Raw genomic sequence first — 22,533 nt, forward strand, 5'->3', positions numbered from 1 at the left:
GATGCGCTCTTTGCGAGATTCATCCCAATTGTGACATATTCTCCAATAGACCCCTCCCGTAAGTGGTGCTCAACACCTCCACGGTGGAACACCAAGCTCGCTGGAGTGACTCCAGCAGAATCATGATGCGGGTCTCATTCGTGCTGCAGGAACTGGTCGCCGCCCGCCGAATTTGCCCCTCCAGCCGAGCCTTTCCAGCAGTGGAGCGAACCTTATGCCTGAGACGACATGGTGGAAGCGTGGCATCGTCTATCAAATCTATCCTCGCTCGTTTCAGGACAGCAACGGCGACGGCATCGGTGATCTGAAGGGCATTCGCCAGCGCCTTGACTATTTCACCTGGCTTGGCGTCGACGCAATCTGGATCTCGCCGATCTACAGCTCACCCATGGCCGACTTCGGCTATGATGTGGCCGATTACTGCGGCATCGATCCGATCTTCGGCACACTGGACGATTTCGATCACCTTGTTGAGGAGGCACACGCCAAAGGGCTTAAGGTCATCCTCGATTTTGTACCCAATCATACTTCGGATCGACATCCCTGGTTTCAGGAGAGCCGCTCGTCAAGGAACACTCCGAAGCGCGACTGGTACATCTGGCGTGATCCCGCGCCGGATGGTAGCCCGCCGAACAACTGGATCAGCAATTTCGGCGGATCGGCATGGGAGTGGGATGAGGCAACAGGACAATACTACTACCATGCCTTCCTGAAGGAGCAGCCGGACCTCAACTGGCGCAATCCTGAAGTGCGTACAGCCATGTACGATGCTCTGCGCTTCTGGCTCAATCGCGGTGTCGACGGTTTTCGAGTCGATGTGATCTGGCACCTGATCAAGGATGAGCATTTCCGGGACAATCCACCGAACCTCGCCTATCAGCCGACCCAGGCGGAGATCAATCGCTTTCTCCAAGTCTATTCAGCCGACCAGCCGGAAGTGCACGAAGTTGTAAGTGATATGCGCCGCGTGCTGGAGGAGTATCCGGAGCGGGTGCTCATTGGGGAGATCTACCTGCCACTGGAACGCCTCGTCAGCTATTACGGCCAGGATCTTGCCGGTGCTCACCTGCCTTTCAATTTCCAGCTCATTCATACGGCATGGAATGCGCGAGAGATCGCGGCCCTCGTCGATGAGTACGAAGCCGTTCTCCCTGAGGGTGGCTGGCCGAATTGGGTGCTCGGCAATCATGATCAGCCGCGGATCGGCGCCCGTGTCGGGTCGCAGCAGGCGCGGGTGGCTGCCATGCTGCTTCTGACTCTCAGAGGCACGCCGACCATGTACTACGGCGACGAGATCGGGATAGGCAAAGTGGAGATCCCACCTGAGGCAGTCCAGGATCCTTGGGAGAAGAATGAGCCAGGGCTGGGACTGGGGCGCGATCCGGAACGGACGCCCATGCACTGGGATGGCTCAGCCAAAGGGGGCTTTACAAGCGGCAGGCCCTGGCTTCCACTGGATTCGACCTTCGCATCCCGTAATGTGGAGGGACTGCAGAATGATCCTACCTCCATCCTGATGCTCTACCGACGTCTAATCGAGCTGCGGCGGAAGCACTTGGCCTTGAGCATTGGTCGCTACACACCGGTTATGGCAGAAGGGGATGTCCTAGCCTATGAGCGGCAGCATGGGATGGAGCGCTTTTTAGTGGCGCTAAACCTGGACTCCCAGTCGCATACTCTTTCGTTGCCGGACGGGGCACGCGGACGGGTATTGCTGTCGACCTTGCAAGGTAGGAGTGAAGACATGATGGGAACACAGGTCAATCTGAGGCCTGACGAGGGGCTCATCATTTCACTCGAGAAGAACGAGCTCTCCGGGTAGCCTTCAGGAGAAAGGGCTGTTACCCAGAATCTACCGCCGCTCACCCTGCGCACGAAACCAACGGTAGCCATAGGCACTCAGGGGAATCGCCTCGGAAGCGTCGCGCATAGTCCGATCATCCTGGTCGCAGAAGAGAGGCCGCAATCGGCTGACATCGTCGAGCGAGGCTCGTACTTCAAGCGCACGATCGGAGAGATTATGGACGGTCAGGACGGTCTCTCCCTGCCAATCGTATCTTAGGGCAAGAACACTCGTTTCCACTGTTTCAAGGACCTGGCACTTGCCCCAGCCGATCTCGGGGCACGCGCGCCGCGTGCGGATGAGCCGCTGCAACGTGCTCATGAGCGAGCCATCGAGATCGTGTTGAGCCGCAACGTTTATGCAACGGTAGGCGAAGGCTCCATCCGAGATAACAGGCCGCACGAGTTGCTTGGCCGGTGCTGTCGAGAATCCTGCATTGGGCTCGTCGGCCCATTGCATCGGGGTTCTAATCGAGTTGCGCTCTGGCAGGGAGAGGTCATCTCCCATGCCGATCTCGTCGCCGTACCAGAGCACAGGCGTTCCCGGCAGGGCGAACATGAGGCTGAATGCCTGTTTGAGCCGCTGCCCGTCGCCGCGGAGCATGGGCGCCAGACGTCGCCGAATGCCGCGCTCATAGGCCTGCATCTCAGGAGCCGGGCCGAAGGCCGCGAAAACCTCGCTGCGCTCTGCATCCGACAGCCGCCCGAGATCAATTTCATCATGATTGCGCAGGAAGCTCGCCCATTGGCTCTTCGGAGGAATCGCAGGGGTCTGTGCCATGACACGACGGATCGGCTCGGCATCTTTGCGGGTCAGCCCCAGAAACAGGTGCTGGTTTAACATGAAGTGGAAGATCATGTGGAGCCGATCGCTCGATGGACCGAAATACTCGTCCACTTGATCCATAGTAATGTTGGCCTCAGCCAGCAGCATACCCTCGGCGCGGCGCCACGACACGAAACCCCGCAGTTCATTGAGATACTGGTGAGGGTCATCTTTCGGCTGCTCCCCGGCTGGGAGACCACGGTACTCGATCAGGAAGGGAACCGCATCGAGCCGGAACCCGGATACACCGAGCTGTAGCCAGAAGCCCATCACCTTCTCGAGTTCCTCACGCACCTCCGGGTTCGCGATGTTGAGGTCGGCTTGGTGCTTATAGAAGCGGTGCATATACCAAGCCTGCGCAACCTCATCGTAGGTCCAAGTCGTGTCCTGCACGCCGGGAAAGACAACGCCCTCGTGGATGTTCTCAGGCTTCTCCTTCGACCAGACGTACCACTCGCGATAGCGCGAGTTCGGATCTCGCCGCGCCTCCTGAAACCAAGGATGATCGATGGAGGTATGGTTCGCCACAAGATCGATGATGACCCGCAGACCTCTGTCGTGGGCTGCATGCGTGAAGGCGACAAAGTCGCCAAGGGTCCCGAGCCGCGGATCGACGGCGTAGAAGTCTGTGACGTCGTAGCCATTGTCCCGATTCGGGGTCGGATAGAACGGCAGAAGCCAGATGCAGGTGGCCCCGAGAGCCTCGACATGATCGAGCCGATCTGCAAGACCGCCGAAGTCGCCGATACCATCTCCATTCGAATCCATGAAGGTTTCGACATCGACGCAGTAGATGACGGCGTTCTTGTACCAGAGATCAAGCATCTTTAACCCACCTAGCCGATCATGCGAGCAGCGTGCTCCCGCTCCGGCAGACGACGCAAGCGTGTCGGAGGCGTTCTCTTGCCCCAATACCACGCAGCCGTGATGGCACCTGCAATGCCGCCAAGTGCAACAGCCGCGAGGATGCCGCGCGCTGTTGTGCCTGAGACCGAAAGCACCTGCTGACGGGAGCGCGAGCCGAAGCGTCCACGCGCTCCAGGATCGCCGGGAGGCACATCGAACAGGTTATCGTCGCGAGGCGTTGCTGGCTCGTCCGCCATCTGCCCTTCCCAGGCTCGGCGTGCCATCAAGCGGTCGAGGAGACCGGGGGCCACCATGGTTCCCAGAATTGCCTGGATCGTGGGGCTGCCGATCCACATCTCGCGCGGGGCCTCCAATGCGGCCCGCATGATCGCCTCAGCCACGGATTCCGGTTCGTGGATCGGTGGCACAGGCTGCAGCCCCCGTGGCAAGTGACTGCGTGCCCATTCGAACTGCGGGGTATTGACGGCGGGAAGCTGCACCATCGTGAGGCGAACCCCACTGCCGTCGTGCCGCAACTCACTCCGGAGGGAATCCGTAAAGCCCCGCACGGCGAATTTCGCTGCGCAATAGGCCGACTGCAACGGGATCGAGCGATAACTGAGTGCCGACCCAATCTGAACGATCGTGCCTGAATTCCTCTTGCGCATGTGATGGAGGGCCGCCAGGGTACCATGGACCTGTCCTAGATATGTGACCTCCGTTACCCGGCGGATCTCGTCGGAGCTGAGAGCTGTCGCAGGACCGAAGACCGACGCCATGGCATTGTTGATCCAGATGTCGATATGTCCCCAGGCGGAGACCACTTGAGCCGCTGCCTCGTCGATTGCGCCTGCATCCGCCACGTCAGCGGCGAGAACCAGCGTTTGACCGCCTGCCTGCTCGACTTCGTGGGCTGCACTCGCAAGGCGTTCATGTCCACGGGCGATCAGAGCAACCCGCCAGCCTTCCCGCCCGAACGCAATGGCCACTGCACGACCGACCCCTGCGGATGCTCCGGTTATTACGACAACCGGCTCGTTCCGATTGGACTTGTCTCCGGTCCCGTGTTCTCTTGGATTGGCCCGACGCCTATTGCGAACATTGTCAGTCACTATCGGCCTTTGCTCTCGAGAAGACGCATCCAGAGTGATAAGAAGCGACCGTTTGGCAGGTTCCATCGACACGCTTCTGGCTCAAAGGGCTGAAGGTCCATTGTCCCTTACTCCTTCGATGGCAGGATCGATCCGACGAGGCTTCGTGCCGTATCGAGGATCACGCTTCCGCTCTCCGGGTCCCCTTTGGCAAGAGCCTCCATGAAATGGCGGGCCTGCTTCAACGTGATGTGCGGCGGTAGCGGCGGCACGTTGGGATCCGTCACCATGTCGAGCACGAAGGGTCTATCGGCTGAAAGGGCCGCCTCCCATGCGGGGCCGACTTGCTCCGGATTCTCGATCCTGAGCGCTCCAAGCCCGATTGATCGTGCGAACTCGGCATATGGCACGTCAGGAAGCGCCTGAGATGGCTCCCATTTTGGGTCGCCGGTCTGGACGCGTTCCTCCCATGCCACATAAGCAAGGTCGCGATTGTTCAGCACCATGACCACCAAGCGAGGATCAGCCCATCGTGTCCAGTACTTCGAGATCGTGATGAGTTCCGTCAGTCCGTTCATCTGCATCGCACCATCACCGACGAGTGCGATCACTGGACGGTCGGGATGAGAGAACTTGGCTGCAATGGCGTACGGTACAGCGCAGCCCATGGTCGCGAGGGTGCCTGAAACCGAGCCCATCATCCCACGCCGGAAATGGAGATTGCGCGCATACCACACTGTTGTAGTGCCGCTGTCCGCAGTCACTATAGCGGTCCGGCAGGCGCTGCGACAACTCCCATGCAACGCGTTGCGGGTTGATCGGATCAGCCGGGGCTAAAGCCATTCCACGAATCTCTGCCTGCGACGAGGCTACGCTGGCCTCGACCGTCTCCCGCCAGGACCGATCCTGCTTCTCGTTCAGCATGGGAAGGAGTGCAATCAGCGTTGCGGCGGCGTCACCCAGGAGATTGACCTCCATCGGGTATCTTAATCCCAGCATTCCGGCATTCCTGTCGATCTGGACTCCGCGAGCTTTTCCCTTCTTCGGCAGGAATTCCGTATAGGGGAAGCTCGACCCCACCATGAGAAGAGTGTCGCAATCCTGCATCAGATCCCAACTGGCCTTCGTTCCTAAAAGACCGATCGATCCGGTGCAGAAGGGCACATCATCAGGAACGGCCGCTTTGCCGAGCAGTGCCTTGGCAACCCCAGCCCCAAGCCGCTCCGCGACGGCCACGACCTCGTCCGTTGCCGCGAGCGCGCCCGCCCCGACCAGAATCGCCACCCGCTCACCGGCATTGAGCACCTCCGCCGCCGGCGCCAAAGCCGCGGCATCGGGAACGACGGGCGACAGCTCGATGCCCACGCCTGAATGGGTCATGGCATGCTCATGAGCGGGCTGCACCATCGAGGCAAGTTGAAGGTCATTGGGGAGAATGAGGCAGGTGACCCGGCGCTCGCCTTTGGCGATGCGATAGGCGCGATCGATCAGATGCCGCACCTGGGCCGATGTTGATGCTGTCTCCACATAGGCGCCAGCCACATCCTTGAAGAGCGACTGCAGGTCGAGATCCTGCTGGTAATGAGAGCCGATCGCCGTGCGGGCCTGCTGCCCGACAAGTGCCAGCACCGGCTGGTGATCAAGCTTCGCATCGTAGAGGCCGTTCAGGAGGTGGATCCCACCGGGTCCGGAGGTTGCGATACAGACGCCGACTTCGCCTGTGAACTTCGCGTGGCCGCAAGCCATCAGGCCTGCCATCTCCTCATGACGAGCTTGAACGAAATCGATGGCACCGTCCAGCCTTGCAAGAGCGCTGATCAGCCCGCCGATCCCGTCGCCCGGGTAGCCATAGACCCGGCGTACGCCCCAGGCCTGTAAACGCTGCCAAATGAAGTCCGAGACGGTTTGGGCCATGACGCTCTCCTGTCAGGTTTCAGCTCCGTCAACCTCTACCGCTCCATGAGAGTTGCATGGCATCGCCTCAGTGCTGCTTAAGGATTTAGGGTGGTGAGCGCGCTGGGACTCGAACGGAAAACCCTCTGACAAAAAGTCAGAGTGCCTTCCGCCTGCGAACACCCTGTAGCCACACTCCTCCCATTTCGCTTCGTGCGCTAACGGGGATTGCTTAAGAAGGTGCCCTCTGCAGCCATGTCCGAGGTCAGTTGTGCCAAGGCTTGCGCGGCTGACAGCAACTCTTGTCTCTCGTCGTCGGTTCGTTGCCCGATCGGAGCGCTCCAGCGCCGATCCGAGACGGGGTTCTCCACCTCAGCCGTGTGCAGAACAGGCCCGTTCTCATCCCAGCTTACTGTCAGCTTTGGCATCGCACAGCCCCTGAACCAGCCGATGCACCAAACAACTGCTCATGAGAATATCGCATCCGGCTGAGATCACGAACCGTCTACACCATAGGTTACGGCTTCCCGCCCAACCGAGGCGAGGCCGTTCGTCCTGCCGAATTGCTCCTCGGTCGCGTCACGGCTGGGAAGAGGGCTTGATCGACCCGGTCGCCGTCTGATCCGCCTTCGGCGTCACGCGCCAGATCGTTCCGCCCGTATCATCCACCACGAACAGGGTGCCATCAGGCGCGAGGGCCACATCGGCCGGCCGGCCCCACACCAGGGCGCGATCGTCCCCCTCCACCCAGAAGCCGGTCATGAAGTTGTCGTACCAGCCGACCGGACGGCCCTGCTCGAACTTCACTCGCACGACCTTGTAGCCGGTGGGCTTGGAGCGGTTCCACGATCCCTTGAGCGCGACGATCGCATCGCCCCGGTAGTCCGGGGACACGCGCTCGCCTGTCAGGAACACGAAGTCCATGGCGGCGGAATGTCCCTCGAACAACAGATCGGGAGTGATCGAGGCTGCGACCTTGTCTGGCGCCATGGCGGCAAAGCCGGGCTGAGGATGAGTTCCCGTGTAGGCGTAGGGCCAGCCGTAAAAGCCGCCGTCCTGCACCCGGATCAGGTAGTCCGGCACGAGCTGATCGCCGAAACCGTCGCGCTCCTGCACGGTCGCCCAGAGCTCGCCTGTCTCCGGATGCAACGCCAACCCGACGGGATTGCGCACGCCCGATGCGATCGTCGTCTGCTCCCTGCCCTCCGCCGAGAACCTCTGGATCGTCGCCTTGGGCTCAGGCTCGACGCCCAGGTTGCCGGTGGAGCCGACGCCGACATAAAGCCGGCCATCCGGCCCGATCTCGAGGTCGCGGTTGGTGTGCCCCTGCACGACCCCGAAGACCCCACGGGCGGTGATGAGCTTCTGGCCATCCATGACCGGATCAGGCTTGCGCTGCTCTGGCGGGACATCAGCCGCGCGGCGTGGTTGCGTTCCCTGGCTGCGGACTGCCCCATCCTGATATGCCAAGCTCCAGATGCCCTCCTGGTCGGCAACCAGCAACTCACCGGGCCGATGGGCAATGCCATTGGGCTTATTGAAGCCGGCCGCGAAGCGCTCAACCCATTCGGCGCGTCCATCCTGGTCGGCATCGCGCAGGATGAAAATGGTGCCCGACCCCTGGCTCACAACGGCCAGATCGCCGTTGGGGAGCACGAGGGCCTGACGCGGATTGTCGAGTTTGTCAGCAAAGAGCAACACCTCAAAGGCTTCTGGCACGACAGGTATCTTATTCTCCCGGTCCAGGATCAGGGGAGGATTGCGGACGATCGGGCCCTCAAAGGGTTTTGGGAGCTGATCCGCCTTGACCTCGAAGCGTTGGCCGATGGCTTGATCGGAGCCTGGACTAATGGTCTGCGCTTGAGCAAGGGCTGAGGCTGACAAAATCAGGAGCAAAACGGCAGAAAGTGGGGTGCTGCGCATGCGAAATCTCCGGGCACGTCCGCTTTCGAAAAGCAGATGCCAAAGGCTCTGTTCCGGCTCCGCCCGCCTCGGTGCTTCACAAACGTGTGCTTGGAGCATGAAGAATCTGGGGGTGCGGCTAGTCGTCCGGTACTCTTGGGACTATGCCCGATGCTCCATCATCTCTTATCCACCAGCACAAGATGAGCCTTGGCGACCGTTGGCGGGCCTCGCAGACCTCTTCTCATCTGTCCCACGAACCTGATGCTCGCCGGATCGTCTGGATCACTCTGGTTCTTCTTCGAGCGACCGGCACACACCCGACAGAAAATCCCGGATCCTGTAGAGGCTGAAGGTCATGGGCGTGCTCGACAGGCTGACGTGGAGCATCCCGATCGGCGAGGCGCCGATCCGGAAGAAGCCGACGAACTCGCTCGTGCTGAGGAGGCCTTTCTGCAGTTTCTGCGAGTATGTTGCGTCATCGGGAAGCGCATTGGTGAGGATCAGGGTCGAGGTGTCGAAGTCGAAGCTCTGCCAGGTCATGGCAAACGGATCGGCCGGATCGGCCTCCTCAATTCTCCCCTCGGCATTGGACCTGACATGCGACAGCGTGGTGCAATGAAGCCGGGCGGCTTCGGCACCGTCGGGCAACAGCGCCGCGCCGGCTGTCAGGAAGGCCGCGAGGCGCGCTGAAGTCACCGTGGCGATCCTCATCGGAGGCTTACCAAGAACCGTGCACCGCACTCCACTCAACAAGAACGCTCGCAGGGCCGGAAACGATGTCAAGGCGGCTCACAAACGGAGTATAATCCCGTGACTGTGACCATGGCTGATCGTCACCGACGGTCGTTGCCCAGTCATCTCGGAGAGGAAGCATCGCTCGCCTGACTCCAGCTGGCCTCACCCATGAGAGCAATGGCGGCGATCCTGCGGTGCCAGTAGTCAGGTTTGGCCGTTCGGTCGCACCATTGGAGGAACCCGATGCGCCTGCCGCCCGCTCTGCTGATGGGCCTGGCTCTCGCCGCGTGCATCTCGTCGGGAGAACAGCAGCAGACACAGCCCTTACCGCCCGTGAATGTCGGCGACACCCGGGCCGCGGCTGCCGTCCCGGCCCCGCCGACCGCCCCCTCCAATGCGAAACATATCGTCTACACCGGGGCCGGCGGCTACGTCCTGCCTGACGGCACAACGGCGGCGGGAGACGGATCGGGCGGCTTCCGGCTGCCGAACGGGGCCTACGTCGCGCCCGACGGAACGGGCGGTGTGACACTGCCGAACGGCACCAAGTGCATGTCCGATGGCGCGCGGGGATATTTATGCCCGTAACGAGGGAGCCTCGAAGCGGCCACGACGGGCGCATGTTCCAGGAGTTCGCCGTGGGTCGGCACTGGGGTGCACTGCTGCAGTCTCGTCTGCTGTTACCCGTGGCGCGTAACCCAAGAGTAAAAGAGTAAATCGGACGCGAGAGAGAGCATGGGGAAGTGTGCTGGGGCACTCAGTCAGGGGTCTGTTTCAAGGGCTCGCCATTTCAACACGTCTCCATGCCCGCCAATGGGGCTGCCCTCAAGCGCTTCATCGCTGCCCCACACGACCTCATGCTCTCCTTTATCGTTGTGCTGTTCTTCCCGGCGTCAGGCTGTGCCGGATCTCGCTAGGCCAAAGGCCTAATGCCGGGAACCGCCGGTCTGGCTGTGCAGGCCGCCCGGCTGTGAGATGCCGGCCATCGCGGTACCAACCTTCGCGGCCTTGTCGTTCATCGCCAGATCACCCAGCGACACAATGCCAACCAGGCGCTTGTCACGGTTGAGCACCGGCAGGCGGCGGACCTTGATGTCGGCCATGTTACGCTCCACCTTGGCAGTGTCATCGTCCTCGAAGCAATACAGGACCTCGTCCGTCATCGCCTCACGGATCGGGGTGTCAGGGCCTCGGCCCTGGGCGACGGCCCGGATAGCGATATCACGGTCGGTGATCATGCCGACCAAGCGGTCGCCTTCGCGCACCGGCATGATTCCGGCATCCAGCTCGGCCATCAGCCGAGCCGCATCCCGGATGGTCTGGGTCGGCTCGATCAGCCGCACATCGCGTGTCATGACTTCACTGATTTTCATGAGTTCCTCATGCTGCGCCCCCGATACGATCTCGCTTCGTGGGCCTCGCGCCTCTCGGTGGGCGGGGACCTGCATGGCGAGCGCTATGCGGCCCCTGAGCCGGGCCTATCTCCATCCGTGGGGAGAACCCGCACTGCGTCGGATTGTGCCTCCAGCACCACATTGGGATGATAGCAGGACACGCCGCCTCCTCTAACCCGGCGGTCGTCATGTACAGCAGAGGCTCATTCGGGATCATGCCGGTCGAACGGGCGTAATCTATGTTGGTTCCGAAAGCCGCGTCCGGAACCAGGGGCATCAGGGTTCGTGCGGCCGTCGATCGGCAGGCTGAAATCTGCGAGAGGGTGGATGGTGGCGGCGGGCGCAGTTCGATCTGACACGAACCTCGTCCCACCGGGCGCCGTTCGAAACCAACCAACACACTTCCTCAAGCTCCCTTCCTTGTGAGGGGGTATGAGGTCGTTAAACGCGGCTGGCCGGGAGTGATGTCAGGGCCACCTTGTTTGTACCCCGGATCCCTTGTCATTTTGCGCCGCCCAAGGTTGTTGCGGCCTTCCCGGCTCGAACACAGCGCTATTTGCGTTAACGCCGCTCAACCAGCTGCAATCGGCGGGAAAGGGCGAACCAGGATCAGAGATTGTGTCCACGGTGTTACTGCGATGCAGCATCGGTCCTGAGCTTCGCCACGAATGATGGGTGCTTCGCTGCGGCTGTTCAGTGCCACGTCTGCGGCTTCGGGCAGCCCACCAAGCGTGGTTTCGCGGGCGAGCAGACCGCGCGGCAGGCTGCAAGGCCTGGGTGGAGGGAACCGGCCCCTCCCCTTAGTCCTGCTCTCGTCTGAAATAGATCGGATCAAGCTCATAATGCCTAGCTTGGCTACTGGCTTGGTCGACCGCTTCATCCAAAGTGAGGAATGGTCCACTCACAGCGATGGCCGTCCCATCGATGAGTACCGTCACGGTATACTCCATCCCGCGCCCGGGCCGCACCACCTCCGTCAGGACAATGTTGTTGTCCTTGTCCCTCGGCTTCTGGTCGGATGTCAGGACATGGAGGTCGGGCATGTCGGATCCTCTGAATATTCGGACTTGTGAGTGAGTGATTGATCATCCTTGAAGATATGGCTGCCCGATGGCTGACACACCCAATCCGATGTAGGAGAGCCTAAGGAAGCGTGGGACAAAGGCGTCCGCAATTTTTTGCTTCGCTTTGCGCGGCCGCTGCGCTGATCGGGTTTGATTGCCGTCTTCCAGAGAAGATCCCTGGCGCCCTGCCCATGGAACCTCGTGCTCTCTCCGAATGAAGGCCGATTAAGGACTTGAAGCGGTCGTGCCCCTTCACTGGATGAATGAGCCCTGATCCTAGTCTTTATGGAAGCTTTCCGACGTAATGGGCAGAAGCAGGTTTGGCCTTTGGTACGGCTTGGAAGCAATCGCCGTAGGTGTTCCGGTTTTCGGAAGAATGGGTGCTGCGATGATCCCGGCGATTAAGACGAATGCCGCAATGATGAGGCCCATTCGCCCATAGATAGTGATCAGATCCCTTCTCTCCATTCCGCACCCTTGTGTTGTTGGAGTTGCTCGAGTGGTGCAGCTTGACTGTGGCTAGATCAAGACATGGTTCGCAAGCATTTCATGCTTCCAAACAATCTGGGTTAGCGCCCATAGATGCGCAATCCGCTCTGCTTCTTGACGAATAGGATCTCCTGCCTCTGTGTGCGGTTCTCGATAAAGCAGTCATTGGCCATGGCAAGCTGAAGCGCTCTTGCCGAGCCTCGCTGTCGGGTTCACCTGGCGGAAATAGCTCGCTGAAGAGGTCATAAGGCACATGCACGGCTTGACCGGCGGGTAGGTCGTGAAGAGTGGCCTCAAGCTCATGCGGCGTCATGGCGAGGTTCCTCGTGTTTCGGCAACAGAGGCATTGTACCTCATAGCCGAGGAAAAAGTCCGAGCCCAGCAATGCTCTGGAAGTTCTATAAAAGGGTCGGTTCCGTATGGAGGGCAACTAAGTGGTGCATCCGGTAGGTAGAAGGGCACCTTCAATTTAACCCGGAGGTGATAGGATCCTGACATATGTGATGGATGAAAAAGACCCGTCACCCCCGTTATGCTCGCCACCGCTACCCGGCTGAAGTGATCAGCCATGCTGTGTGGTTGTACTTTCGGTTTCCACGTAGCTTGCGCATGGTTGAGGAAATGCTGGCGACCCGAGGCATTCTGGTCAGCCGTGAGACCATACGGCAGTGAGCACTGAGGTTCGGTCAGGGCTTCGCGAACCAGGTCCGTCGGCGTATTCCGGCTGCCGGAGACAAGTCGCACTTGGATGAGGTCGTCATCAGCATTGCCGGCCATAAGCATTGGTTGTGGCAAGCCTTGGATCAGCACGGGATCGTGCTCGACATTCCGGTCCGGAGCCGCCGCAATGCAAAGGCCGCTAAACGCCTGTTGCGGAAGCCTCTCAAGAAGCAGGGCACCGCACCGCGCGTGCTAATCACAGACAAGCTGGCCAGCTATACCCTCGCGAAAAGGGCCGTGATGCCCAGCGTGGAGCATCGGGGTCTGAACAGTCGAGCAGAGAATTCTCATCAACCGACCCGCCGACGCGAACGCATCATGAGAAGATTTAAATCAGCCGGGCGGGCGCACGGTGCCATAGCCAGCAATGGTGAGATTGTGATATCCTTGCACAAAGCACGCCGTCGTTGGCAAAGAGCGCTCCTGCGCAGCCTGAGAACTGCACAGGTGTTCAGTGTACAGCCGGAGCTGAAGTCCGGTCGCGGGTTTAACTGTTAAACAAGTAGCCGCGGATCATGGAACTTGCCGTCGCCCTTGGCCTGATCGTCCTCAAGGTCGCATTGCTGATTGCGATCCTACTGCTGCTGCCCCTGCCGTTGACCTGGCTGGAACGCAAGGTGGCCGGGCACATCCAGCAGCGGATAGGACCGATGCGCGTGGGGTGGCACGGGCTGCTGCAGCCGGTGGCTGACGGGATCAAGCTCCTAACCAAGGAGGACCATATCCCAGCCGAGGCCGATCGTTTCCTGTTCAAACTGGCCCCAATCCTGGCACTCGCTCCGCCCTTCGTAGTGTTCGTCGCAATCCCCTTCGGAGAAACCGTCTCTGTTCTCGGCGCCGAGATCACGCTCTACGTCTCCAATATGAATGTGGCGCTCCTTTTCGTTCTCGCGGTAATCGGGATCGAGGTCTATGGCGTCATCTTCGGCGGCTGGGCCGCAAACAGCAAATATGCGGTTCTGGGTAGTCTCAGGACCTGCGCGCAGATGATCAGTTACGAGATCCCGATGGGGTTCGCGGTCATCGGCGTGGTCATGCTGGCGCAATCCATGAGCCTGCTCGAGATCGTACGGGCGCAGGCCGATGTCTGGAACATCATTTACCAACCGGTCGGGTTCTTCGTGTTCTTCGTCGCCGGGTTGGCCGAAGCGCAGCGCATTCCCTTCGACCTGGCGGAAGCGGAAGGTGATCTGGGGGCCGGATTCCATACTGAATACAGCGGTATTCGCTTCGCCTTCTTCATGGTCAGTGAATACGCCATCATGCTGCTGGTGTCGGTCCTGGCCGTGATCCTATTTTTCGGCGGCTGGAACGGCGTGCTGATCCCGTTGCCGCCACTCCTCTGGTTCCTGATCAAGGTCGCGGTCTTCATCTATGTATTCATGTGGTTCCGCTTCACTTTCCCGCGCTACCGCTACGATCAACTGATGGCGATCGGATGGAAAGTCTTGCTTCCATTGTCACTGGCGAACATAATTATAACAGGTGTTGCTTTCCTTTAGGGGCCGCAGCGGCCCGGTAGCGAGGCGGTTATGTCGCGCGCACTAGACAGGAGTGGAACATGGATCGGCTGGGCGTTCTTCGCCGATCTGGCGGACGCCCTGGCACTGACCTTCGGCTACATGTTCTCCAGATCCGTGACCATGCAGTATCCGGACAGGGAAAAATGGCTGCCCTATTCGCGTTACCGCGGGCATCACTTCCTGAAGCGCGATGAAGAGGGCGAGATCAAGTGCGTCGCCTGCGAACTCTGCGCACGGATCTGCCCCTGCGACTGCATCGAGGTCGTCCCCTACGAGGACGATAAGGGCAACCGTCGCCCAGCAAAATTCGAGATCGACATGGCCCGGTGCCTATTCTGCGGACTATGCGAGGACGCCTGCCCGGCGGACGCGATCGCGCTTGGACAACAGTACGAGTTTTCGAGTTTTTCCTCGCATGACCTAGTGATCGGGCGTGACAATCTGCTCGACAAACCGGGCAAGGCAATGACCGGCGGCAGCGTGGTCGCCGCGCGCCTGAACACCGAACAGGAGGTGCTGGTCGAGGCGAGCGAGCTGCAGGGGTACAACTGGTGGCGAAATATCCGACGAACGTGAACGCGCGCCAGCCATCAAGCTGGGCCGTGCAGACAGGAGGCTCAGATGCTTGTCGTCGAAATCTTGCAGACCAAGGCTCCTGAAATCATCTCGGTCACTCCAGGTCAGACGATGGTGGAAGTCCTGCGCCTGTTTCGGGAAAACAACATCGGCTTCGTGGTCGTCAGCCGCCGGTCTGGGGAGTACTTAGGCACGCTGTCGGAGCGGGACTGTTGCAATGCGGTGGCTGAACACGGAACCGAGGCGCCCATGATGCGGGTCGCCGACATCATGAACCGCAGCTTGGCGACCTGTTCGGTACAGGATGGGCTGCCCATGGTGATGGCGATCATGACCAAGCGGCGCACACGCCACGTGCTGGTCATGGACGACGACACCCTTGTCGGCGTGGTCAGCATCGGCGACGTGGTCAAGCATCGGCTCGACGAATTCCTGCGCAACGAGCAGGCGCTACACGATTACATCGCCGGGGTCGGTTATCACTAACGCCGCCGACCCGGGGGTACAGACGCAAGGTTCGCGCAGGCTGCCGGGAAACCCAGCAATGCCTCAGTCCAGATCCTCAGACTCCGCCCCTGGTCTGGCGCCGATGGCGAGCTCGAAGGTTACGCGCGCCTTGTGAACCTCCACCGGACATGGATATTCGCCCCGACGCATCAGGCTGTTGAGACGCAGAGCTCTGTAGTTTTCGGGAACAAACACGAGGCCTCTGGGAAAACGCTTGTTGACCTTGAGCTGCGCCGTCAGTTCGCCTCGGGCGGATCGCACGACTACCTGATCGCGATCCGAAAGGTCAAGCTGCGAGGCATCCCACGCGCTCATCTCAACATATGGGTCATCCGCGACCGTATTCAGGATCTCCGATCGTTCGGAAAGATATCCATTGTGGAACAGGGAGTTGCCGGTGACCAGCATGAGCCGGTCGTCTGCCTTTGGTGCCGGCGGAGGGGCGAAGAGTTCGCCGGCCGGTGGTGTCGGGGCTGCCTTCGTGAATGCTCCGTCGGCGCCAAGCCTGTCGCATTCTAGTCCCTGATAGGCCGGAACCAGCCGTGCAATCTCGCGGAGGATTTCGCCGTGCGTCGATGGCTGCAACGTCCGGCCGTGGAGCGCCGCGACGAAGTCGAAGATCGCCAGATTGCTCCGCGCGTCGAAGACGGGTTCGCGGAACTTGCAGACCTTCTGGACCCGGCCCTCGTTGTTGGTGAACGTGCCGGATTCCTCGCCGTAACCCGCCGCGGGCAGAACGACTTCAGCCAAACCCACCGTATCCGTGAGGAACGTGTCCTGCACAATCAGGAGATCGGCAGCGCCAAGCGCCCGCTTGGCGAATTCCCGGTCGGGGTAGGCCATCAGCGGATCGCTTCCGACGATATAGAGCGTGCCCATACGCCCTTCGTCACAGAGCTCCAGCATGGCGTCGAAATCCGCGCCCGGTTCAGGCGGGATTTCGGCGCCCCAGGCCTGTTCGAGGTTTGTGCGTGCCACGTCGTCAGCGACCGAGCGCAATCCCGGCAATGCCGCCGGCAGAACCCCCATGTCCCAGGCGCCCATCTGATTGGCCCGGTCGAAGAGAAACTGCATTGCCGGGCCCTTGCCGAGCACGCGGAGAACCTGCAACAGATTGCTGAGCTGTTGCAGCGTCACGCGCGCTTCGGATGATCTGAGGAGATCGGCGCTGACAAGCATGGCGACGTTCCGGCCTTCCAGCAGGGCTGCGACCAGACTGTCCAGGCCATCACCGTTGGTATTCGCTGCTGACCCGTCGATGCCAGTCAAAACGTCTCCTGGCAAAGTCTGACCGGCCGCCACCAGCCCGGCCACCACCGCGGCAAGACACGCTGCCTCACCGCCCGGCGGAACGCGAACGACCGCCCGGGCATCGGCATCCAGGCGGGACGGCCGCGCCGAAAGCATGAGCAAACTAGTCTGTCGCCGTCGCGCGCCATCCCGCAGCAGGTATTCGGTGACCGGGTTTTCGTCCGTCACGTTGCCGCCGACGACGAGCACGCAGTCGTTGCCAACCACCTCCTCCACCGGCGCGTGGGTGTAGAAGCTCGTCACCAATGGGCCGAGCGTGTCGAAGGGTGTGGACCACCGTGACGAGCAGTCGACGTTGTTGGTCCGGAATACCGTCCGCATCAGCTTCTGGAACTGATAAAGCATCTCGTTGGGCAGACGCGGCGAGGCCAGCCCGCCTGCTGCCTTGCTTTCGACGGCGGCCAGGCGCCGGCCCAGATAGTCTCCCGCTTCATCCCAGGAAACCGGAACCAGGGCGCCATCACGACGGATCATCGGCTGCTTGATTCGGTCCCGGCTTTCGACGAAGTCGAGGCCGAAGCGCCCTCGCACACAGAGCGTTTCGCGGTTGACCCCATGCTCCCACTTCGACCGGACGCGCATGAACTCGCCCTTGCGCGTACCGACGGTCAGCTGGCAGCCGGTGCCGCAATGCACGCAGACCGTGTCGGTCTCAACCAGATCCCAGGGCCGCGCCTTGTAGCGATAGGGGAAGCTCATCAGCGCGCCGACCGGACAGACCTCGACGCAATTGCCGCACTGGTCGCAACTCGCGAGGCTGCCCTCGAAGCCGGTGACGGCTGTGTCCATGCCTTTCTCGACAGTGCCCAAGGCAACCGCGCCCACGACCTCTTCGCACATCCGGACGCAGCGCTGGCATTGGATGCAGCGGTTGACGTTCATGATGATGACTGGGCTGAGACGGATGTCCTCGGTGTGGAACACACGCTTGGCATCGTGGAACTGGCTTTTGCGGGGGCCGTATGCCATCACCATGTTCTGAAGCTCGCACTCACCACCCTTGTCGCAGATCGGGCAGTCGAGGGGGTGGTTGGCGAGCAGCATGTCGAGCATGGAAGAGCGCGTTTCCTCGATCAACGGCGTGTTGGTTCGCACCACCATGCCATCGGCGACCGCAGTGGCGCAGGAAGGCTGCAGCCGTCGCTGCCCCTCAATCTCCACCAGGCACATGCGACAGGAGGCCAGTGCCGGCAGACGCTTCAGATAGCAGAAGGTCGGGATGTCGATGCCCAGACGCTGAGCGGCCTGGAGAACCGTCGAGCCCGCCTCCACTTCCAGCATTTGTCCATTGATCGTGAGGCTAACCATGGCTTCCTCGTGGCCCTCTCCCTGCGCGCTCTTCAGTGAAACGGGCACCTCTGTTCCTCGATATGGGCGACGAATTCATGCCTGAAATGCATCAGCGCCGCCCGCAGCCCCATAGCCGCGCCGTCACCCAGAGCGCAGAACGTGTTGCCGAAAATGCCCTTGCAAAGCGCCTCCAGCTGTTCCAGATCGCCCGGCTCGCCCTGCCCCGCCTCAATCCGGCGCAGTACTTTCGCGGTCCAATTCAATCCTTCGCGGCAGGGGGTGCATTTGCCGCAGGACTCATGGTGGAAGAACTCGATGATCCGGGTCGCAACCTTAACCATGCAGGTCGTGTCGTCGATCACGATCACCCCGGCCGAGCCGAGCATCGAGCCGGCGGCGGCCAGCGAGTCGAAATCCATCCCGACGTCCAATCCGCGCTCCGGGAGCACCGGTGCCGACACTCCGCCGGGGATCACCGCCTTGATCTTGCGCCCCGGTGGCGGCCCACCGGCGCGGTCCTCGACCAATTCGCGCAGCGGTATGCCCATTGGCAGCTCGTAAAGGCCCGGTTTTCGCACGTGTCCGCTGACGCAATAGAGCTTCGGGCCCGGACTCTTCTCCGGGCCGATGCTGCGAAACCAATCCGGCCCCCGCGCCACGATATGCGGCACGCAGGCCATTGTCTCGACGTTGTTGATCACGGTGGGACTGGCGTAGAGTCCCTCGACCGCCGGGAACGGCGGTTTCAAACGCGGCTGCGCCCGCTTGCCCTCGAGCGAGTCGAGCATCGCGGTCTCTTCGCCGCAAATGTAGGCTCCGGCGCCGCAATGGATGTGCGCGACGAAGCTGAAATTTGAGCCGAGGATCCGCGTTCCCAGATAACCCTTCGCATGGGCCTCAGCGATCGCCTGCTCCAGCCGCCGGATCGCCAGCACATATTCCCCGCGGATGTAGACATAGGCGGTTTCGGCCCCGATCGCGTAGGCGCCGATCGCCAGACCCTCGATCAGCTGGTGCGGGTCACGCTCCATGATAAGCCGATCCTTGAAGGTGCCCGGTTCGCCCTCGTCGGCGTTGCAGCATAGGTATTTCGGTTTGCGGGCTTGCTTCGGCACGAAGCTCCATTTCGCTCCGGTTGGGAATCCGGCCCCGCCGCGACCGCGCAAGTTGGATTTCTTGACCAGGTCGATGATCTCGTCGGGCGTGTACTCGCGCAGCGCCTTCGCCAGGGCCTGATAGCCGCCGCCGGACTCGTAGGTCGCAAGCAGATGGCTATCCGGTACGTCCATGTTCCTGAGAAGAACCGGTTCGAACATGGCGTTACTCTTCCGGGGATCCTGTGGCGAGATCGACACCAGTCGCATACTCCGCCGCCGCCCGCAGTCTGTCCAAGTGCGCGTTGATCCGCGCGATGTCGAGGTCACCGAGATAGTCGTCGCCGACCTGCATCACCGGGGCCATCTCGCAGGCGCCGAGGCATTCGACGGTCGAAAGCGTGAACAGTCCGTCCGGGGTTGTACCACCCTTCTTGATTCCCAGCACGGCTTCGAGGTGCCTCAACAGGTCCTCGGATCCGCGCAGCATGCAGGAGACGTTATCGCAGAGCTGTAGGTGGAATATCCCCACCGGCTCCGTATGGAAGAGGGTGTAGAAGGTCGCCAGCTCGTAGACCCAGATCCGCTCGACATCAAGGATGTCGGCGATCTCTTCCAACACCTGGCCGGGGAGATGGCCATGTTCCTTCTGCGCGATCAGAAGTGCGGGCATGATCGCCGAGCGCTGATCAGGATACCGCGCCGCTGCCGCCTCGATCTTTTCGCGCATGGTCATCGCGTCGAAATCCCCTGCTACTTGTCCACCTCGGCCATCACCGGATCGAGGCTGCCCAGCACGGCGATCATATCCGCCAGGTAGCGCGCATTGGTGACCCCAAACAGTGCCTGAAGGTTGACGAATGACGGCGCCCGCACTTTCATACGGAACGGTTTTGCCGAGCCGTCGCTGATGATGTAGAATCCGAGTTCTCCCTTTGGCGCCTCGATTGCCGAATAGACCTCGCCCTTTGGCACCTTGAAGCCGTAGGCAGACAGGTCGAAATGCTGGATGAGCGCCTCCATCGAGCAGTGCACCCTATTCTTGTCCATCGGGAAAGCGATTGTCGGCATGTCGACCTGGAATGGCCCCTCGGGCATCTGGTCGAGGCACTGTTCTATGATCCGGACGCTCTCGCGCATCTCCTCGACCCGGCATCGCCAGCGCGCGTAACAATCGCCCTCGTCGCTGGTAATAACATTGAATTCGAGCTGGTCGTAAATCTCATAGGGCTCGTCGCGGCGGATGTCCCAGTTGACGCCTGAGGCCCGCAGGTTCGGGCCGCTCAGGCCGAGATCGATGCCGTCCTCGGCGGAGATCACGCCGACGCCCTGCGTGCGGCTCAGGAACACCCGGTTGTTCTCGATCAGCCGTTCATAGTCGCGGATCCGGTTCGGGAAGACGTCGCAGAACTCCCTGATCTTGGGGAGGAACCCGTCGGGAAGGTCCTCGCGCACGCCGCCGACCCGGCAGAAGGAGGTGTGCATCCGCGCTCCGGTGATCATTTCCAACAGGTCCATGATCATTTCGCGCTCGCGCATGGCGTAAAGCAACGCGGTCATGGCGCCCAGATCCATCGGCAGCGCGCCGGTGATCAGGAGATGACCGGAGATCCGCGCCAGTTCGGCCATCAGCACGCGGATATATTGGGCGCGAATCGGCGCTTCGATGCCCAGGAGTTTCTCTACCGCCAGCGCGAACGCCAAGTTGTTCGATGGCGGACAGACGTAGTCGAGCCGGTCCGTCAGAGGAAAGATCTGGGTATAGGTGAAGCTCTCCGCCAGTTTCTCAGTGCCACGGTGGAGATAGCCGATATGCGGGTCCACGCGCGCGACATATTCACCTTCCATCTCAAGGACAAGCCGCAACACCCCATGCGTGCTGGGATGCTGCGGGCCGAGATTGAGCAGCACCTCCTTGGTGTCGAGCGCTTCGCCTTCAGGACTTCTCAGTTCCGTGACTTCCGTCATCTCGAGTCCTCGGCATGGAATGGCCTCTTATGGAATGTCCCTGGTGGCGAGGTCGGGTTGCGTCGGCGGAGGGCCCTCAGCGCCAAACGGGTTCAACTCGTCCTTGTAGCCCCGGAGCGGAAAGTCCTTGCGCTGCGGGAAACCCTCGAACCCCTCCCACATGTAGATCCGGCGCAGGTCGGGATGGCCCTCGAATCTGATCCCGTACATGTCCCAAGCCTCGCGCTCATGCCAGTTGGCGGTGCGCCAGATTCCCATTACCGACGGAATCTGCGGCGGATCGCCGAGGCGACACTTGATCCGGACGCGCCATTTGTTCGGCAGCGAATACAGATGGTACACCGCCTCGAAGCGTGGCGTCTCAGGGTAATGATCGACCCCGCAGATGTCGGACAGGAAATTGAACCGTAAGGCCGGATGTTCCTTCAGGAACCGGCAAAGCTCGACGATCACTTCAGGCGAGGCAGCGAAGGCATGAACGCCATGAGCGAAGCCAAGATCCTCGATTGCTCCTCCGAAACACTCCATGATCGGGGCGCGATTGAGGGGCTTCTCCATGCTCATGGCACTGAAATCCGACCTAGGGGCGCCCCAGCCAGCGCCCGGGATTTTTTGATCTTTTCCTGAAGCAGAAGGAAGCCATGCATCAGCGCCTCGGGCCGCGGCGGGCAACCAGGCACATGCACGTCCACCGGCACGAACGTCTCTGCCCCCTGCACCACCGCATAGGTGTTGTAGACCCCGCCCGAGATCGCGCAGGTGCCCATCGCGATCACCCAGCGCGGCTCCGGCATCTGATCATAGAGCCGGCGCACGACCGGCGCGAATTTCCGCGTCACCGTGCCGGCAATGATCATCACGTCGGACTGGCGCGGCGAAGGCCGAAATACCACGCCGAAACGGTCGAGATCGTAGCGGGCGCAGCCCGCCGAAATCATCTCGATGGCACAGCAGGCAATGCCGAAAGTCTCGGGCCACAGTGCCGACCGTCGGCTCCAGCTGATGACGCTGTCGGCCGTGGTGAACAGCACGCTGTCGCGGATCGCGTTGTTCACGCTTCCCATTCCAGCGCCCCCTTCAGCCAAGCGTAGGCGAAGCCCACAAGAAGAAGCACCATAAAGACGAACATCTCGATATAGCCGACCAACCCGATTTCTTTCAGAACGACGGCCCAGGGAAAGAGGAACATTGCTTCGACATCGAAGACGACCAACAGGATCGCGAGGATGAAGAACTGCACCCTGAAGCGCCCCCCGGCGGCCTCGCCTGCCGGATCCATGCCGCATTCATAGGGCATGTTCTTCGCCGGATAGGGATTGGACGGGCGCAGCAGCGAGGAGACAAAGAGCGTCGCAACTGCCACCAGAACAATTCCGGCGGTCATGATAAGAACCGGCAGGAATTCCATCCCAGTCATATCGCATTATCCGGTTATTCACCGAGGACTTTGCTCAGGCCG

The 22,533-nt window shown here is 61.1% G+C and carries 19 protein-coding genes and 2 pseudogenes; 6 read left to right on the top strand and 15 right to left on the bottom strand.

Annotation, left to right across the window (positions count from 1 at the left end; all coding sequences use genetic code 11):
* Window positions 1-214 precede the first annotated feature (214 nt).
* Complete coding sequence (locus tag ACS5Q1_RS22940; protein WP_473100336.1) at window positions 215-1,822, top strand: alpha-amylase family glycosyl hydrolase; 1,608 nt, start codon at window positions 215-217, stop codon at window positions 1,820-1,822.
* 30 nt (window positions 1,823-1,852) lie between these two features.
* On the opposite strand, the gene ACS5Q1_RS22945 is transcribed toward ACS5Q1_RS22940, so the two are convergent.
* From ACS5Q1_RS22945 to ACS5Q1_RS22970, 6 genes and pseudogenes are all read right to left on the bottom strand, one after another.
* The gene (locus ACS5Q1_RS22945; protein ID WP_473100337.1) at window positions 1,853-3,493 is read right to left on the bottom strand and encodes an alpha-amylase family protein; all 1,641 of its coding nucleotides are present in this window, start codon (window positions 3,491-3,493) and stop codon (window positions 1,853-1,855) included.
* Window positions 3,494-3,504: 11 nt separating this feature from the next.
* Window positions 3,505-4,692, bottom strand: coding sequence for an SDR family oxidoreductase (locus ACS5Q1_RS22950; RefSeq protein ID WP_473100338.1), 1,188 nt, complete (start codon window positions 4,690-4,692; stop codon window positions 3,505-3,507).
* A gap of 41 nt (window positions 4,693-4,733) precedes the next feature.
* Window positions 4,734-6,519, bottom strand: a pseudogene (locus ACS5Q1_RS22955) (thiamine pyrophosphate-requiring protein).
* Between the two features lie 197 nt (window positions 6,520-6,716).
* On the bottom strand, window positions 6,717-6,926 hold the full coding sequence (locus ACS5Q1_RS22960) for a hypothetical protein (RefSeq protein ID WP_473100339.1): 210 nt from the start codon (window positions 6,924-6,926) through the stop codon (window positions 6,717-6,719).
* A gap of 151 nt (window positions 6,927-7,077) precedes the next feature.
* A complete protein-coding gene (locus tag ACS5Q1_RS22965) occupies window positions 7,078-8,421 on the bottom strand; it encodes a PQQ-dependent sugar dehydrogenase (protein WP_473100340.1) in 1,344 nt (447 codons plus the stop codon).
* Window positions 8,422-8,685: 264 nt separating this feature from the next.
* The gene (locus ACS5Q1_RS22970; protein ID WP_473100341.1) at window positions 8,686-9,099 is read right to left on the bottom strand and encodes a hypothetical protein; all 414 of its coding nucleotides are present in this window, start codon (window positions 9,097-9,099) and stop codon (window positions 8,686-8,688) included.
* 249 nt (window positions 9,100-9,348) lie between these two features.
* Here ACS5Q1_RS22970 and ACS5Q1_RS22975 point away from each other — a divergent pair, with 249 nt between their 5' ends.
* Entirely contained in the window at window positions 9,349-9,726 is a 378-nt protein-coding gene (locus ACS5Q1_RS22975; RefSeq protein ID WP_473100342.1) for a hypothetical protein, read from the top strand.
* Between the two features lie 338 nt (window positions 9,727-10,064).
* Here ACS5Q1_RS22975 and ACS5Q1_RS22980 read toward each other — a convergent pair whose 3' ends face one another.
* Together ACS5Q1_RS22980 and ACS5Q1_RS22985 are read right to left on the bottom strand one after the other, a co-directional pair.
* Entirely contained in the window at window positions 10,065-10,511 is a 447-nt protein-coding gene (locus tag ACS5Q1_RS22980; protein WP_473100343.1) for a CBS domain-containing protein, read from the bottom strand.
* A gap of 821 nt (window positions 10,512-11,332) precedes the next feature.
* Window positions 11,333-11,575: a hypothetical protein gene (locus ACS5Q1_RS22985; protein WP_473100344.1), complete on the bottom strand. Its 243-nt coding sequence runs from the start codon at window positions 11,573-11,575 to the stop codon at window positions 11,333-11,335.
* 1,017 nt (window positions 11,576-12,592) lie between these two features.
* Between ACS5Q1_RS22985 and ACS5Q1_RS22990 the strand changes: the two are divergent.
* The 4 genes and pseudogenes from ACS5Q1_RS22990 to ACS5Q1_RS23005 all read left to right on the top strand — a co-directional run bounded on the left by ACS5Q1_RS22990 (window position 12,593) and on the right by ACS5Q1_RS23005 (window position 15,390).
* A pseudogene (locus ACS5Q1_RS22990) lies at window positions 12,593-13,303 on the top strand (IS6 family transposase).
* Window positions 13,304-13,320: 17 nt separating this feature from the next.
* Entirely contained in the window at window positions 13,321-14,307 is a 987-nt protein-coding gene (gene nuoH / locus ACS5Q1_RS22995; RefSeq protein WP_473100345.1) for an NADH-quinone oxidoreductase subunit NuoH, read from the top strand.
* Between the two features lie 30 nt (window positions 14,308-14,337).
* The gene (locus ACS5Q1_RS23000; RefSeq protein ID WP_203441372.1) at window positions 14,338-14,904 is read left to right on the top strand and encodes an NADH-quinone oxidoreductase subunit I; all 567 of its coding nucleotides are present in this window, start codon (window positions 14,338-14,340) and stop codon (window positions 14,902-14,904) included.
* 45 nt (window positions 14,905-14,949) lie between these two features.
* Window positions 14,950-15,390: a CBS domain-containing protein gene (locus tag ACS5Q1_RS23005; protein ID WP_473100346.1), complete on the top strand. Its 441-nt coding sequence runs from the start codon at window positions 14,950-14,952 to the stop codon at window positions 15,388-15,390.
* Window positions 15,391-15,453: 63 nt separating this feature from the next.
* On the opposite strand, the gene nuoG is transcribed toward ACS5Q1_RS23005, so the two are convergent.
* The 7 genes from nuoG to ACS5Q1_RS23040 are packed head-to-tail and all read right to left on the bottom strand — an operon-like array spanning window position 15,454 to window position 22,491.
* Window positions 15,454-18,030, bottom strand: coding sequence for an NADH-quinone oxidoreductase subunit NuoG (gene nuoG / locus ACS5Q1_RS23010; RefSeq protein WP_473100347.1), 2,577 nt, complete (start codon window positions 18,028-18,030; stop codon window positions 15,454-15,456).
* A gap of 32 nt (window positions 18,031-18,062) precedes the next feature.
* Window positions 18,063-19,328, bottom strand: a complete 1,266-nt coding sequence (gene nuoF / locus ACS5Q1_RS23015) for an NADH-quinone oxidoreductase subunit NuoF (protein WP_473100348.1) — start codon at window positions 19,326-19,328, stop codon at window positions 18,063-18,065.
* Window positions 19,329-19,332: 4 nt separating this feature from the next.
* On the bottom strand, window positions 19,333-19,842 hold the full coding sequence (locus tag ACS5Q1_RS23020) for an NADH-quinone oxidoreductase subunit NuoE (protein WP_473100349.1): 510 nt from the start codon (window positions 19,840-19,842) through the stop codon (window positions 19,333-19,335).
* A 17-nt stretch (window positions 19,843-19,859) separates the two neighbouring features.
* A complete protein-coding gene (nuoD, locus tag ACS5Q1_RS23025; RefSeq protein ID WP_473100350.1) occupies window positions 19,860-21,074 on the bottom strand; it encodes an NADH dehydrogenase (quinone) subunit D in 1,215 nt (404 codons plus the stop codon).
* Between the two features lie 27 nt (window positions 21,075-21,101).
* On the bottom strand, window positions 21,102-21,638 hold the full coding sequence (locus ACS5Q1_RS23030) for an NADH-quinone oxidoreductase subunit C (protein WP_473100351.1): 537 nt from the start codon (window positions 21,636-21,638) through the stop codon (window positions 21,102-21,104).
* Complete coding sequence (locus ACS5Q1_RS23035; RefSeq protein WP_203441379.1) at window positions 21,635-22,138, bottom strand: NuoB/complex I 20 kDa subunit family protein; 504 nt, start codon at window positions 22,136-22,138, stop codon at window positions 21,635-21,637. Before ACS5Q1_RS23035 ends, ACS5Q1_RS23030 begins: the two co-directional genes overlap by 4 nt.
* On the bottom strand, window positions 22,126-22,491 hold the full coding sequence (locus ACS5Q1_RS23040) for an NADH-quinone oxidoreductase subunit A (protein ID WP_203441380.1): 366 nt from the start codon (window positions 22,489-22,491) through the stop codon (window positions 22,126-22,128). The genes ACS5Q1_RS23035 and ACS5Q1_RS23040 overlap by 13 nt, the downstream gene beginning before the upstream one ends.
* Window positions 22,492-22,533 lie beyond the last annotated feature (42 nt).

This window comes from Microvirga sp. GN3 (genome assembly GCF_055792825.1).

Excerpts from the sequence above, each read along its gene's own strand:
- ACS5Q1_RS22940 (WP_473100336.1), top strand. The coding sequence starts at position 215 with ATGCCTGAGACGACATGGTGGAAGCGTGGCATCGTCTATCAAATCTAT.
- ACS5Q1_RS22945 (WP_473100337.1), bottom strand. The coding sequence starts at position 3,493 with ATGCTTGATCTCTGGTACAAGAACGCCGTCATCTACTGCGTCGATGTC.
- ACS5Q1_RS22950 (WP_473100338.1), bottom strand. The coding sequence starts at position 4,692 with ATGGAACCTGCCAAACGGTCGCTTCTTATCACTCTGGATGCGTCTTCT.
- ACS5Q1_RS22960 (WP_473100339.1), bottom strand. The coding sequence starts at position 6,926 with ATGCCAAAGCTGACAGTAAGCTGGGATGAGAACGGGCCTGTTCTGCAC.
- ACS5Q1_RS22965 (WP_473100340.1), bottom strand. The coding sequence starts at position 8,421 with ATGCGCAGCACCCCACTTTCTGCCGTTTTGCTCCTGATTTTGTCAGCC.
- ACS5Q1_RS22980 (WP_473100343.1), bottom strand. The coding sequence starts at position 10,511 with ATGAAAATCAGTGAAGTCATGACACGCGATGTGCGGCTGATCGAGCCG.
- ACS5Q1_RS22985 (WP_473100344.1), bottom strand. The coding sequence starts at position 11,575 with ATGCCCGACCTCCATGTCCTGACATCCGACCAGAAGCCGAGGGACAAG.
- nuoH (WP_473100345.1), top strand. The coding sequence starts at position 13,321 with ATGGAACTTGCCGTCGCCCTTGGCCTGATCGTCCTCAAGGTCGCATTG.
- ACS5Q1_RS23000 (WP_203441372.1), top strand. The coding sequence starts at position 14,338 with ATGTCGCGCGCACTAGACAGGAGTGGAACATGGATCGGCTGGGCGTTC.
- ACS5Q1_RS23005 (WP_473100346.1), top strand. The coding sequence starts at position 14,950 with ATGCTTGTCGTCGAAATCTTGCAGACCAAGGCTCCTGAAATCATCTCG.
- nuoG (WP_473100347.1), bottom strand. The coding sequence starts at position 18,030 with ATGGTTAGCCTCACGATCAATGGACAAATGCTGGAAGTGGAGGCGGGC.
- nuoF (WP_473100348.1), bottom strand. The coding sequence starts at position 19,328 with ATGTTCGAACCGGTTCTTCTCAGGAACATGGACGTACCGGATAGCCAT.
- ACS5Q1_RS23020 (WP_473100349.1), bottom strand. The coding sequence starts at position 19,842 with ATGACCATGCGCGAAAAGATCGAGGCGGCAGCGGCGCGGTATCCTGAT.
- nuoD (WP_473100350.1), bottom strand. The coding sequence starts at position 21,074 with ATGACGGAAGTCACGGAACTGAGAAGTCCTGAAGGCGAAGCGCTCGAC.
- ACS5Q1_RS23030 (WP_473100351.1), bottom strand. The coding sequence starts at position 21,638 with ATGAGCATGGAGAAGCCCCTCAATCGCGCCCCGATCATGGAGTGTTTC.
- ACS5Q1_RS23035 (WP_203441379.1), bottom strand. The coding sequence starts at position 22,138 with ATGGGAAGCGTGAACAACGCGATCCGCGACAGCGTGCTGTTCACCACG.
- ACS5Q1_RS23040 (WP_203441380.1), bottom strand. The coding sequence starts at position 22,491 with ATGACTGGGATGGAATTCCTGCCGGTTCTTATCATGACCGCCGGAATT.